The sequence below is a fragment of the Streptomyces sp. NPDC059909 genome (assembly GCF_042730885.1).
Taxonomy (GTDB): Bacteria; Actinomycetota; Actinomycetes; order Streptomycetales; family Streptomycetaceae; genus Streptomyces.
Genome location: NZ_JBHWKX010000019.1, coordinates 99,907 through 112,100 on the forward strand (window position 1 = coordinate 99,907; position 12,194 = coordinate 112,100).

The window sequence follows — 12,194 nt, forward strand, 5'->3', positions numbered from 1 at the left end:
TTTACGCGCGTAAGGGGCAGGATGGAGGCACACACTCAGTGCCGGACATCACTACACACCTGCCCTGATCACGGTCCGGGCGGGCCCAGAGGAAGGACCAGCCACGTGCGCGTACTCGTCGTCGAGGACGAGCAGCTGCTCGCCGATGCGGTGGCCACCGGACTGCGCCGGGAGGCCATGGCCGTCGACGTCGTGTACGACGGCGCCGCCGCCCTGGAGCGCATCGGGGTGAACGACTACGACGTGGTCGTCCTCGACCGTGACCTGCCACTCGTCCACGGCGACGACGTCTGTCGCAAGATCGTCGAGCTGGGCATGCCCACCCGCGTCCTCATGCTCACCGCGTCCGGCGACGTCAGCGACCGCGTCGAGGGCCTGGAGCTCGGCGCCGACGACTACCTGCCGAAGCCGTTCGCGTTCACCGAGCTCATCGCCCGCGTCCGCGCTCTCGGCCGGCGTACGACCGTCCCGCTGCCGCCCGTCCTGGAGCGCGCCGGCATCAAGCTCGACCCGAACCGCCGCGAAATCTTCCGCGAGGGCAAGGAGATCCAGCTCGCCCCGAAGGAGTTCGCCGTGCTGGAGGTGCTCATGCGCAGCGAGGGCGCGGTCGTCTCGGCCGAGCAGCTGCTCGAGAAGGCCTGGGACGAGAACACCGACCCGTTCACCAATGTCGTGCGGGTCACCGTCATGACCCTGCGCCGCAAGCTCGGCGAGCCGCCCGTGATCGTCACGGTCCCCGGCTCCGGTTACCGGATCTGATCCCGTGGCGGCAACACCCGCGCCCCCCGAGGCGCCCCCGAAACCCACCTGGGACCCGCGCCAGCCGGAGCCCGTGTTCCCCTGGCTGCGGCCGACCATCCGGATAAGGCTCACGCTGCTGTACGGCGGGATGTTCCTGATCGCCGGCATCCTGCTGCTCTCGATCATCTATCTGCTGGCCGCGCAGGCGCTCCACTCGGGCAACGAGATGCCGTTCAAGCTGCTGCCCGAGAGCACGGTCGAGCTGACCGGCAACGCCTGCCCGGCGTTGAAGCCCGGCCTGACCGCTGACCAGGCCAACAACGCCCTCAAGGTCTGCTTCGCCGAGCAGCGCCAGCATGCCCTCGACGACCTCCTCACCCGCTCCCTCTTCGCCCTCGTCGGCCTCAGCGTCATCGCCTTTGCCTTCGGCTACGCGATGGCCGGCCGCGTCCTCTCCCCGCTCGGCAAGATCACCCGCACCGCGCGCCGCGTGGTCGGCTCCGACCTCACCCGGCGGATCGAGCTGGACGGCCCCGACGACGAGCTGAAGGAGCTCGCCGACACCTTCGACGAGATGCTGGAGCGGCTCGAGCGGGCCTTCACGGCGCAGCAGCGGTTCGTCGCCAACGCCTCGCACGAGCTGCGGACGCCCCTGGCGATCAACCGCACGCTGCTGGAGGTCCACCTCTCCGACCCCGGCGCGCCCGACGAGCTGCGGCAGCTCGGCAAGACCCTGCTCGCCACCAACGAGCGCAGCGAGCAGCTCGTGGAGGGCCTGCTGCTGCTCGCCCGCAGCGAGAACCAGATCGTCGAGCGCAAGCCCGTCGACCTCGCCGAGGTCGCCACCAGGGCCGTCGACCAGGCACGCGGCGAGGCCGAGGCCAAGGGCGTGGAGTTCCGCGGCCGCCGCGCACCCGTCATCGTCCAGGGCAACGGCGTCCTGCTGGAGCGGATCGCCCTGAACCTCGTGCAGAACGCCGTGCGGTACAACGTGCCGGACGCAGGCTGGGTGGAGGTCACCACGGAGGCCGCGCACGGCCATGCGGTGCTGGTGGTGTCGAACACGGGCCCGGTCGTCCCGGCGTACGAGATCGACAACCTGTTCGAGCCGTTCCGGCGGCTGCGCCAGGAGCGGACCGGCAGCGACAAGGGCGTGGGTCTCGGCCTGTCGATCGCGCGCTCAGTTGCGCGCGCCCACGGGGGCCGTATCATCGCGGAGCCGCGCGAGGGCGGCGGGCTCGTGATGCGTGTGACCCTGCCGGTCTGACGTGCCGGTCCCGATGCCGCCCCCACCGCTGCCGGCCGCTCGTCGGCCGGTGACGGGCGGCGCAGGTCGAAAATTTTCTGCGTTCGCTTTACGCGGAATTTTCGGGACTCGCACCCGCAAAGTCCGTGTGTGATCGATCACAGAGGCGAATTTTCGGCCATCTACTCTCCGTGATCAAGGCCCGTCGGAAAGCCGGTAAAAGTCCGGGTTTTCAGGGGTCCGGATCACGGGAAGTACACGGGGTGGCGCCCGTGAAGTGCAGTATTCGGACCGTGTACGGTCCCGATCGCCGTCCAACCCGATCACTCTTGAGGGGTCCGGTTGGGTGTCGATTGAGTAACAGACCTTGATGTGAGGCAAAATCTCCGCCTCGGGTCGGGCACAAGTCCGGCCTCTCACGCGTTACGTGCGCTGGAGACACCGCAGACACCCAGAGGGGGAGAGGCACACATGGCAACGGATTACGACACCCCACGCAAGACCGATGACGACCTCAACGAGGACAGCATCGAAGAGCTCAAGGCTCGTCGGAACGACAAGACGACGTCGACCGTCGACGTCGACGAGTTCGAGGCCGCCGAAGGCCTGGAGCTGCCCGGAGCGGACCTCTCGAACGAGGAGCTGGCCGTCCGGGTGCTGCCCAAGCAGGCGGACGAGTTCACCTGCATGAGCTGCTTCCTCGTGCACCACCGGAGCCAGCTGGCCCGTGAGAAGAACGGCCAGCCGATCTGCCGCGACTGCGACTGAGGTCCGTCGGTCGTGGCAGGCGGGACACCGCCCAGGAAACCCGGGAAGCTGCGCCGGTGGCGGAAGGGTTCCCCGGAGCCGGAAGCGCTCCAGGGCGCTCCCGGCCCGCTGGACGCTGCCCGGGCGCCCGACGAACCCGGGCAAGGGCACACCGGCCACCTGCCCCTTCCCGGCGACGCACGTGACGACGAGCGAGGCCTCCCGGCCTCGCTCGAGGCAGCCGGACAGGAAGGGCCCCCGGCCAAGGCCGGGCGCCTGGAGGCGGTCCGGGCCGGCGTGCGCAGGAGCGGTCAGGCCGCCAAGGCGGCGCTCGGCTTCGTGGCCGACCGCCTCATCGAGATCACGCCGCGCATCCCGGTGCGCGATCTCACGACCCTGCGCGAGCAGTTCCCGGGCCTCGGCCCCGAGCAGCTCGCCGACAAGCTGATCACGGGCGCGGCCAACGGCACGTCCGCCGTCGGTGCCGGTATCGGTGCGGCGGCCATGATGCCCGTCCCGCCCGCGCTCCCCGCCGAGCTGGCCACGGAGATCGTCGGCGTCGCCGCGATCGAGCTGAAGCTCATCGCCGAGCTGCACGAGGTCTACGGACAGCGGCCGCCCGGCAATCTCAAGGAACGCGCCGCCGCGTATCTGCACTCCTGGTCGGAGGAGCGCGGCATCGACGTGGCCAAGCCGATGACGATCAACGCCGCCCTCGGCGGGCAGATGAAGCGCGAGCTGCGCCAGCAGATCATGAAGCGCATGGTCCGCAACCTGCCGAACCTGATGCCGTTCATGGTCGGCGCCGCCGTCGGAGCCGTGATGAACCGGCGGGACACCAGGAGGCTCGCCGAGCGCATCCGGAAGGACCTGCGTGCCCGCCAGGTCCCCTGGGACGCGCTGACCGAGCTGCCCCGGCTGGAGAAGCGGGAGCTGCCCGAGGAGCTTCCGCCGGAGCTGCGCAAGCAGCTGGAGGGCTGACCCCCCGCCCCGGGCCCACCGCCTGTCGCGCCGCCCCGCGCTCACGGGCCCCGCACCCCCGCGCTCGCGGTGCCGGTCCGACCGTACGGCGTTCGGTACGTCCGTACGCAGCCTTCTGTCCGTACGGCGTGTCAGTCCGTCCGCACGCCCTGTCCGCCCATGCGGTGTGTCAGCCCGCTTCCGCCCGTACGGCGTCGAGCGCGGCCACCAGAGCCCGCGGATCCCGGGTCGAGACGTACACGTACGGCGTCGGATCCTCCGGATCCGTGACCAGCACCCGCACCGCCGTCGGGATGTAACTGCGCAGCAGCATGTACGCGCGCGGATCCGCCTTGTACGAGCGCCAGGCCCGCGCCTCCTCGGCGTCGAGCACCTCGGCCTCGCCGAGCGCCGACACCGGGATCCGCGCATCGCCCGCCACGAGCGAGCCCGCCACGACCCGGATCCGGGCGGAGCCGTACGAACTGACCGCGGCCGCCGCCAGCGCGCCCGCGCCGATCAGCCCGGCCAGCATCGGCAGCGGACCCAGCGGAAGCAGCACGAGACCGCCGGAGAGCGCGACCAGGGCGGTGATCACCCACCACGAGCGGGGGGCGGTGAGACGTTCGTCGTGGCGCGGCGCGGAGGAGGGGCCGGCCGGCGGGCCGGAGGGCGTGGCGGGAGGCTGCATGAATCCAAGCTTGGCACGGCGCGACCTGCGGCTACCCGCGCGGGTAAGGTCTGCGCCTGTGAGTACTGCACTGACCCCTCCCGCCGACGCCATATCGCCGGTACGGCACCCCGACGCCCCCGCCCCGGGCGAGCTCCTCGGCGCGCACTACGAGTACTGCTTCGGCTGCGGCGGAGGACAGGCCCACGGGCTGCACCTGGAGGCGCGGGCCGGCGAAGGCGTGAGTCTCACCGCCGAGTTCACCGTCGCCCCGGCCCACCAGGGCGCGCCGGGCCTCGCCCACGGCGGCGTACTGGCCACGGCGCTCGACGAGACGCTCGGCTCGCTGAACTGGCTGCTGCGGGTCATCGCCGTGACCGGGCGGCTGGAGACCGACTTCGTCCGCCCTGTCCCCGTCGACACGGTCCTCCACCTGGAGGCCGAGGTCACCGCGGTCAGCGGCCGCAAGATCTACTCCAGGGCCACCGGCCGGATCGGCGGCCCCGAGGGGCCCGTCGCCGTCCGCGCCGAAGCCCTCTTCATCGAGGTCAAGGTCGACCACTTCATCGAGAACGGCCGCCCGGAGGAGATCCAGGCAGCCATGGCCGACCCCGACCAGGCCAGGCGCGCCCGCGCCTTCGAGGTGAACCCCTGATGCGCAACCCTGTCGACGTACTGATCCGGCGCGTGGACCCGGAAGTACCGATTCCCTCATACGGACATCCGGGCGATGCCGGTGTCGATCTGGTGACCACCGAGGCCGCCGAACTCGCTCCCGGAGAGCGCACGATTCTGCCCACGGGAGTGGCTGTCGCCCTCCCTGACGGGTATGCGGCCTTCGTGCATGCCCGCTCGGGGCTGGCGGCCCGCTGTGGTCTCGCCCTCGTGAATGCCCCAGGGACGGTGGATGCCGGGTACCGTGGGGAGATCAAGGTGATCGTGGTCAATCTGGACCCGCGTGAGAGCGTGCGGTTCGAACGGTTCGACCGGATTGCTCAACTGGTCGTCCAGCAGGTCGAGAAGGTGCGCTTCCACGAGGTGGCGGAGCTTCCCGGCTCGGCGCGGGCCGAGGGGGGCTTCGGGTCCACCGGCGGCCATGCCGCCGTTGGCGGGTCGGCCGTGGGCAGCGCACAGGGTGGGAATCGATACGCTTCGGTCGTATCCGACCGGGAAGGACAGTGACGTGTTCGGACGTCGCAAGAAGAGCGGTACCGCCAAGGACGTGGCGGGCGAGGCCGAGCAGGTCGTCGACGAGCTCGACACGCAGGACGCGGCGGAGCAGGACGAGCCGCGCCGGGTGAACCTTCCGCCGGCGCCCCGGCCCGACGGCCCGTGGGACGTCTCCGAGGTCTCCAGGCCCGGCGAGGGCCGCGTGGACCTGGGCGGTCTCTTCGTGCCCGGAGTCGAGGGCATGGAGCTGCGCGTGGAGGTCGCGGGCGACGCCATCGTCGCGGCGACCGTCGTACTGCGGGACAGCGCGATCCAGCTGCAGGCGTTCGCCGCACCCAAGAAGGAAGGCATCTGGGGCGAGGTCCGCGAGGAGATCGCCTCGGGCATCACCCGTCAGGGCGGCATCATCGACGAGGTCGAGGGCCCGCTGGGCTGGGAGCTGCGGGCCCAGGTCCCGGTCCAGCTCCCGGACGGGACCGGAGGCGTGCAGCTGGTGCGCTTCGTCGGGGTCGACGGGCCGCGCTGGTTCCTGCGCGGTGTGATCTCCGGTCAGGGCGCGGTGCAGCCGCAGGCGGCCGGCCTGCTGGAGCAGGTCTTCAGGGACGCGGTCGTGGTGCGCGGCGAGGGCCCGATGGCGCCTCGCGACCCGATCGTCCTCAAGCTGCCGAACGACGCCCAGATGGTGCCCGAGGGCGTCCAGCAGGAGGAGCAGGAGACGTCCCGCTTCTCCGGTGGCATGGGACAGCTGCAGCGCGGGCCGGAGATCACCGAGGTGCGCTGAGGCCCGCGCCCTGCGGTGCGGGTCGGCCTCCGTGCCTCTGGCCGGGGGTGTGTCCGGGGTGTCCCCCGGGAGACAAGCGGTCCGGTGGGCCGCACTCCGCGGACGGAGTGCGGCCCACCGGCGTTCCCGGGCGGCTGTACGAGCCGGCGGCGCCCGGTCATTGTCCCAACGGGTGCCGCCTGCACATACTGGCGCCGCATCGCTTCACCCAGGGGGACCGCATGACGGAGACCACGGCCGGACACCCGGCGTACTCGACGGGCACGGCCGTCGCGGAGAGCCCGGCCCGCGGGCCCATGGTCCGCGTCGAGAACCTGCACCGCTCGTACGGCACCGGAGCCGCAGCCGTGCACGCCCTGCGCGGGGTGTCCTTCGAGATCCCGCGCGGCGAACTCGTCGCCCTCAAGGGCCGGTCGGGCTCCGGAAAGACCACGCTGCTCAACCTGGTCGGCGGCCTCGACAGCCCGGACGAGGGCCGGAGCACCGTCGACGGCACGGACCTGTCCACGCTCGGCGAGAACGGGCTGCTGGAGCTGCGCCGGGACCGGATCGGCTTCATCTTCCAGTCCTTCGGTCTGATCCCGATCCTCACGGCCGCCGAGAACGTCGGCGTACCGATGCGGCTGCGCAAGACCGATCCGCGTGAGCGCGAGGAGCGTGTCGAGCTGCTGCTCTCGCTGGTCGGCCTGGCCGAGCACGCCGCCCAGCGGCCCGGCGAGCTGTCCGGCGGCCAGCAGCAGCGGGTGGCCATCGCCCGCGCGCTCGCCAACCGCCCGGCCCTGCTGATCGCCGACGAACCGACCGGCCAGCTGGACGCCGAGACCGGGCTCGCGGTGATGGAACTGCTCCGCGCCGTGGTCCGCAGCGAGGGCGTGACCGCCCTCGTCGCCACGCACGACGCCCAGCTGCTCGGACTCGCCGACCGGGTGCTCGAACTGAGCGACGGCGAGATCACCGAGCAGACCGGGCGGACGGCGCAGTAGCGGGCGGCGCAGTAGGGGGCATCAGAATCCCGTCAATACGTCCCTGAGCAGCGCATCCTGCCCGATTTGCCGATTTTGATGGCTGTAGCTTCGAGGAGGCGTCCACAGCGGACGTCACCGCCGCCTCGCAGCAGCATGGTGCGGCTGTCGTTCAAGGACAATGGGGCCATGGGACGGGGCAAGCTACGGATCTACCTCGGAGCGGCACCGGGCGTCGGCAAGACGTACGCGATGCTCTCCGAGGCGCACCGTCGCGTCGAGCGCGGCACCGACTGCGTCGTCGGCTTCGTGGAGCACCACGACCGGCCGCGCACCGAGGTCATGCTGCACGGCCTCGAGCAGGTCCCCCGCCGCGTGATCGACTACCGCGGCACCACCTTCACGGAGATGGACGTGGACGCGGTGCTGGCGCGCCGGCCCGCCGTCGCCCTCGTGGACGAGCTGGCCCACACGAACGTCCCGGGTTCACGCAACGCCAAGCGCTGGCAGGACGTCGAGGAGCTGCTCGCCGCCGGGATCGACGTCGTCTCGACCGTCAACATCCAGCACCTGGAGTCGCTCGGCGACGTCGTCGAGTCGATAACCGGCGTACGGCAACGGGAGACCGTGCCGGACGAGGTCGTCCGCCGGGCCGACCAGATCGAGCTCGTCGACATGTCGCCCCAGGCACTGCGCCGGCGCATGGCGCACGGCAACATCTACACGTCCGACAAGGTCGACGCGGCCCTGTCCAACTATTTCCGGCCCGGGAACCTGACCGCCCTGCGCGAGCTGGCCCTGCTCTGGGTCGCCGACCGCGTCGACGAATACCTCCAGCAGTACCGCGGCGAGCACAACATCCGCTCCACCTGGCAGGCCCGCGAGCGCATCGTCGTCGGCCTCACCGGCGGCCCCGAGGGACGTACGCTCATCCGCCGTGCCGCCCGGCTCGCCGAGAAGGGCGCCGGCGGCGAGGTGCTCGCCGTCTACATCGCCCGCAGCGACGGGCTGACCTCCGCCTCGCCCAAGGAGCTGGCGGTCCAGCGCACCCTCGTCGAGGACCTCGGCGGGACCTTCCACCACGTCATCGGCGACGACGTCCCGGCCGCGCTGCTCGACTTCGCGCGCGGCGTCAACGCCACCCAGATCGTGCTCGGCGCCAGCCGCCGCCGCGCGTGGCAGTACGTCTTCGGACCCGGCGTCAGCGCGACCGTCGCCCGCGAGTCGGGGCCCGATCTCGACGTCCACATCGTCACGCACGACGAGGTGGGCCGTGGCCGGGGCCTCCCCGTCACCCGCGGTGCCCGGCTCGGCCGCTCCCGGATCATCTGGGGCTGGGTCGTCGGCGTGGCGGGCCCGGCACTGCTCGCGCTGCTGCTGACACACATCAACGCCGACCTCGGCCTCGCCAACGACATGCTGCTGTTCCTGTCGCTGACCGTGGCCTCCGCACTGCTGGGCGGGCTGTTCCCTGCCCTGGCCTCGGCCGCCGTGGGCTCACTGCTGCTGAACTACTACTTCACCCCGCCGATCCACCTCTTCACGATCGCCGACCCGAAGAACATCGTCGCCATCGTGGTCTTCGTGGCCGTCGCCGTCTCGGTGGCCTCCGTCGTCGACCTCGCGGCGCGCCGCACCCACCAGGCCGCACGGCTGCGCGCCGAGTCCGAGATCCTGTCGTTCCTCGCCGGCAGCGTGCTGCGCGGCGAGACGAGTCTGGAAGCCCTGCTGGAGCGGGTCCGCGAGACGTTCGGCATGGAGTCCGCGGCCATGCTGGAGCGCTCGAGCGACGTCGACCCCTGGGTGTGCGCGGGCAGCGTGGGACCGGCCCCCGCCGAACGCCCCGAGGACGCGGACGTGGACATGCCGGTCGGCGAGCACATGGCGCTTGCCCTGTCCGGACGGGTCCTGCCCGCGGCGGACCGCCGGGTGCTCGGTGCCTTCGCCGCCCAGGCCGCCGTCGTCCTCGACCGTCAGCGCCTCGTCGGCGAGGCCGAGGAGGCCCGCAAACTCGCCGAGCGCAACCGCATACGCACCGCGCTCCTCGCCGCCGTCAGCCATGACCTGCGCACCCCGCTGGCGGGCATCAAGGCCGCTGTCAGCTCGCTCCGCTCCGACGACGTCGAATGGTCCGACGAGGACCGTGCCGAGCTCCTCGAGGGCATCGAGGACGGCGCCGACCGGCTCGACCACCTCGTCGGCAACCTGCTCGACATGTCCCGCCTCCAGACCGGCACCGTCACCCCGCTGATCCGCGACATCGACCTCGACGAGGTCGTGCCCATGTCGCTCGTCGGGGTCCCCGACACCGCGGTCGAGCTGGACATCCCGGAGACGCTGCCGATGGTCCGCGTCGACAAGGGGCTGCTCGAGCGGGTCGTCGCCAACATCGTCGAGAACGCCGTCAAGTACAGCCGCGACGCGACACCCGTCGTGGTGTCCGCCAGCGCGCTCGGCGACCGTGTCGAGCTACGGGTCGTGGACCGCGGCAGCGGCGTACCGGACGAGGCGAAGGAACGGATCTTCGAGCCGTTCCAGCGCTACGGCGACGCCCCGCGCGGCTCCGGCGTCGGGCTCGGCCTCGCCGTCGCCCGCGGATTCGTCGAGGCGATGGACGGCACCCTGACCGCCGAGGACACTCCCGGCGGCGGGCTGACGATGCTCCTCACCCTCCGGGCGGCCACGCCCGGGCTCGCACCGGCCGGCGGCCAAGGACTCCCCGCCCGGATCACCGGCTGACCCGCCCCAGCCCCAGCCGACGGCCCACCGGCCCCCGGACGCACGGACGAGAGACGAAAGGAAGGCACTCCATGACCCGAGTGCTCGTGGTCGACGACGAGCCGCAGATCGTACGCGCCCTCGTGATCAACCTGAAGGCGCGCAAGTACGAAGTCGACGCGGCCCCCGACGGGACGACCGCGCTGGAGCTCGCCGCGGCACGCCACCCCGACGTCGTCGTTCTCGACCTCGGCCTGCCGGACATGGACGGCGTCGAGGTGATCAAGGGCCTGCGCGGCTGGACCCGCGTGCCGATCCTGGTCCTCTCCGCCCGGCACACCTCCGACGAGAAGGTCGAGGCCCTGGACGCGGGTGCCGACGACTACGTGACCAAGCCGTTCGGCATGGACGAGCTGCTGGCCAGGCTGCGGGCCGCGGTGCGCAGGGCCGAGCCCGCGGGCGGCAGCGACGACGAGATCGTCATCGTCGAGACCGAGGACTTCACCGTCGACCTCGCCGCGAAGAAGGTCAACCGGGACGGCAAGGACGTACGCCTCACGCCCACCGAGTGGCACCTGCTGGAGGTGCTGGTCCGCAACACCGGGCGGCTCGTCAGCCAGAAGCAGCTGCTCCAGGAGGTGTGGGGGCCCTCGTACGGCACCGAGACGAACTACCTGCGGGTGTACATGGCCCAGCTGCGGCGCAAGCTCGAGGCGGACCCGTCGCACCCCAGGCACTTCGTCACGGAGCCCGGCATGGGGTACCGCTTCGAACGCTGAACCCGGTACCGGCGTGGTCGCATCCGACGCATGATCGGCACGTGCCCGGCACTTGACCGGGGCCGGGTGGCACCCCGGTACGCTTTCTGTATGAGTGCTGCACCCCGATCCGAGAACGCCGAGAAGCCGGCAGGCCGCTTCCGCCGGATGCTCGACCGCCTGTCCAGCTCCCAGGAGGACCTCGAGTCCGAGGAGCTCCAGGAGGACTCGCAGGCGTCGGGTTGCACGCGCATCTCCGACTGCGACGACCGCCAGATAGTCAAGGTGACTGGTACCTTGCGCACGGTCACCCTGCGACCGAGGGCCGGAGTGCCGGCCCTCGAGGCTGAGCTGTTCGACGGCTCCGCCGCGCTGGACGTGGTGTGGCTGGGCCGGCGCTCGATCGTGGGCATAGAGCCGGGCCGCAAGATGATCGCCTCGGGCCGGATCGCGATGAGCCACGGCCGACGGGTGCTGTTCAATCCCAAATACGAGCTCCGACCGCTCGGACAGGAGTAGCCGGTGACGTCTCTCGACAAGCCGACCACGCAGGAACAGGAAGACGGCGGCCACCGCGACGCCAAGGCCGTCACGGAAGCGGCCCTGTTCGAGGCCTTCGGCGGGCTCCGGGGCATGGTGGAGACGGTCCTGCCCGGGCTCCTCTTCGTCACGATCTTCACGATCAACAAGGATCTGCATCTCTCGGCGATCGCGGCACTCGGCGTCTCGCTGCTGCTCGTCGCCGTACGGCTGGTCCGCAGGGACACCGTGAAGCACGCGTTCAGCGGGGTCTTCGGGGTCGCCTTCGGTGTCGTCTTCGCGATGATGACCGGCAACGCGAAGGACTTCTATCTGCCGGGCATGCTGTACACGCTGGGCCTGGCCCTCGCGTACATCATCACGACCCTCGCGGGCGTCCCGCTGATCGGCCTCATCCTCGGCCCGGTCTTCAAGGAGAACCTCTCCTGGCGCACCCGCAACCCCGGCCGGAAGAAGGCCTACGCCAAGGCCAGCTGGGCGTGGGGCCTGATCCTCCTCACGAAGTGCGCGATCCTCTTCCCCCTCTACTGGTGGGCGGACACCACCCAGTTCGGCTGGGTCCTGGTCACCCTCAAGATCCCGCCGTTCCTCCTCGCGGTGTACCTGACCTGGGTCTTCCTGGCGAAGGCGCCGCCGCCGATCGACGTCTTCGCGGAGATGGAGGAGAAGGAGCGCGAGGAGGAGGCCCGCAAGGCCGCCGCCGCCCGCGACCACGAGGCGTAAAGCCCACCCCGCGGCACGGGGTACAGCAGCCGCAGGCCGTGCACACAGCGGGGCCCGGGGGGGGGGGGGGGGGGCCCCGGCCCCCTCCCCCCCCGTCCCCGCGCGCGCTTCCCTTCCTCTCTCTCTCCCCGGAAACAAAAAAGACCCCCCCCCCCCTCCTCCCCTTCCCCCCCCCCCC

At 71.3% G+C, this 12,194-nt stretch carries 13 protein-coding genes; 12 read left to right on the forward strand and 1 reads right to left on the reverse strand.

All coding sequences use genetic code 11. The features are described 5' to 3' along the window. Nucleotides 1-105: 105 nt before the first annotated feature. The 4 genes from ACFV9O_RS15865 (at nt 106) to ACFV9O_RS15880 (ending at nt 3,715) form a co-directional block, all read left to right on the forward strand. Entirely contained in the window at nt 106-759 is a 654-nt protein-coding gene (locus ACFV9O_RS15865) for a response regulator transcription factor (protein ID WP_385417619.1), read from the forward strand. Between the two features lie 4 nt (nt 760-763). Continuing rightward, a complete protein-coding gene (locus tag ACFV9O_RS15870) occupies nt 764-2,008 on the forward strand; it encodes a sensor histidine kinase (protein ID WP_385417622.1) in 1,245 nt (414 codons plus the stop codon). Between the two features lie 450 nt (nt 2,009-2,458). After that, nucleotides 2,459-2,755, forward strand: coding sequence for a DUF4193 domain-containing protein (locus tag ACFV9O_RS15875; protein WP_166632484.1), 297 nt, complete (start codon nt 2,459-2,461; stop codon nt 2,753-2,755). A 12-nt stretch (nt 2,756-2,767) separates the two neighbouring features. After that, entirely contained in the window at nt 2,768-3,715 is a 948-nt protein-coding gene (locus tag ACFV9O_RS15880; protein WP_385417625.1) for a hypothetical protein, read from the forward strand. 169 nt (nt 3,716-3,884) lie between these two features. Here the strand turns inward: ACFV9O_RS15880 and ACFV9O_RS15885 are convergent, their stop codons facing one another. Next, the gene (locus ACFV9O_RS15885) at nt 3,885-4,385 is read right to left on the reverse strand and encodes a DUF3093 domain-containing protein (RefSeq protein ID WP_385417628.1); all 501 of its coding nucleotides are present in this window, start codon (nt 4,383-4,385) and stop codon (nt 3,885-3,887) included. Nucleotides 4,386-4,443: 58 nt separating this feature from the next. On the opposite strand from ACFV9O_RS15885, the gene ACFV9O_RS15890 reads away from it, so the two are divergent. The 8 genes from ACFV9O_RS15890 (at nt 4,444) to ACFV9O_RS15925 (ending at nt 12,016) form a co-directional block, all read left to right on the forward strand. Beyond that, nucleotides 4,444-5,019 (forward strand): PaaI family thioesterase, encoded by a 576-nt coding sequence (locus ACFV9O_RS15890; protein WP_385417631.1) that lies wholly within the window; start codon nt 4,444-4,446, stop codon nt 5,017-5,019. After that, entirely contained in the window at nt 5,019-5,546 is a 528-nt protein-coding gene (gene dut, locus ACFV9O_RS15895; RefSeq protein WP_385417634.1) for a dUTP diphosphatase, read from the forward strand. The genes ACFV9O_RS15890 and dut overlap by 1 nt, the downstream gene beginning before the upstream one ends. 1 nt (nt 5,547) lies before the next feature. Beyond that, a complete protein-coding gene (locus ACFV9O_RS15900; RefSeq protein ID WP_385417637.1) occupies nt 5,548-6,315 on the forward strand; it encodes a DUF3710 domain-containing protein in 768 nt (255 codons plus the stop codon). A 221-nt stretch (nt 6,316-6,536) separates the two neighbouring features. Beyond that, entirely contained in the window at nt 6,537-7,298 is a 762-nt protein-coding gene (locus tag ACFV9O_RS15905) for an ABC transporter ATP-binding protein (RefSeq protein ID WP_385417640.1), read from the forward strand. A 168-nt stretch (nt 7,299-7,466) separates the two neighbouring features. Then, on the forward strand, nt 7,467-10,016 hold the full coding sequence (locus ACFV9O_RS15910) for an ATP-binding protein (protein ID WP_385417643.1): 2,550 nt from the start codon (nt 7,467-7,469) through the stop codon (nt 10,014-10,016). A gap of 71 nt (nt 10,017-10,087) precedes the next feature. Then, the gene (locus tag ACFV9O_RS15915; RefSeq protein WP_385417646.1) at nt 10,088-10,774 is read left to right on the forward strand and encodes a response regulator; all 687 of its coding nucleotides are present in this window, start codon (nt 10,088-10,090) and stop codon (nt 10,772-10,774) included. Between the two features lie 90 nt (nt 10,775-10,864). Further along, nucleotides 10,865-11,272: an OB-fold nucleic acid binding domain-containing protein gene (locus ACFV9O_RS15920; protein ID WP_385417649.1), complete on the forward strand. Its 408-nt coding sequence runs from the start codon at nt 10,865-10,867 to the stop codon at nt 11,270-11,272. 3 nt (nt 11,273-11,275) lie between these two features. Next, the gene (locus ACFV9O_RS15925) at nt 11,276-12,016 is read left to right on the forward strand and encodes a DUF3159 domain-containing protein (RefSeq protein WP_385417652.1); all 741 of its coding nucleotides are present in this window, start codon (nt 11,276-11,278) and stop codon (nt 12,014-12,016) included. Nucleotides 12,017-12,194 lie beyond the last annotated feature (178 nt).

Excerpts from the sequence above, each read along its gene's own strand:
- dut (WP_385417634.1), top strand. The coding sequence starts at position 5,019 with ATGCGCAACCCTGTCGACGTACTGATCCGGCGCGTGGACCCGGAAGTA.
- ACFV9O_RS15875 (WP_166632484.1), top strand. The coding sequence starts at position 2,459 with ATGGCAACGGATTACGACACCCCACGCAAGACCGATGACGACCTCAAC.
- ACFV9O_RS15910 (WP_385417643.1), top strand. The coding sequence starts at position 7,467 with ATGGGACGGGGCAAGCTACGGATCTACCTCGGAGCGGCACCGGGCGTC.
- ACFV9O_RS15915 (WP_385417646.1), top strand. The coding sequence starts at position 10,088 with ATGACCCGAGTGCTCGTGGTCGACGACGAGCCGCAGATCGTACGCGCC.
- ACFV9O_RS15905 (WP_385417640.1), top strand. The coding sequence starts at position 6,537 with ATGACGGAGACCACGGCCGGACACCCGGCGTACTCGACGGGCACGGCC.
- ACFV9O_RS15885 (WP_385417628.1), bottom strand. The coding sequence starts at position 4,385 with ATGCAGCCTCCCGCCACGCCCTCCGGCCCGCCGGCCGGCCCCTCCTCC.
- ACFV9O_RS15920 (WP_385417649.1), top strand. The coding sequence starts at position 10,865 with ATGAGTGCTGCACCCCGATCCGAGAACGCCGAGAAGCCGGCAGGCCGC.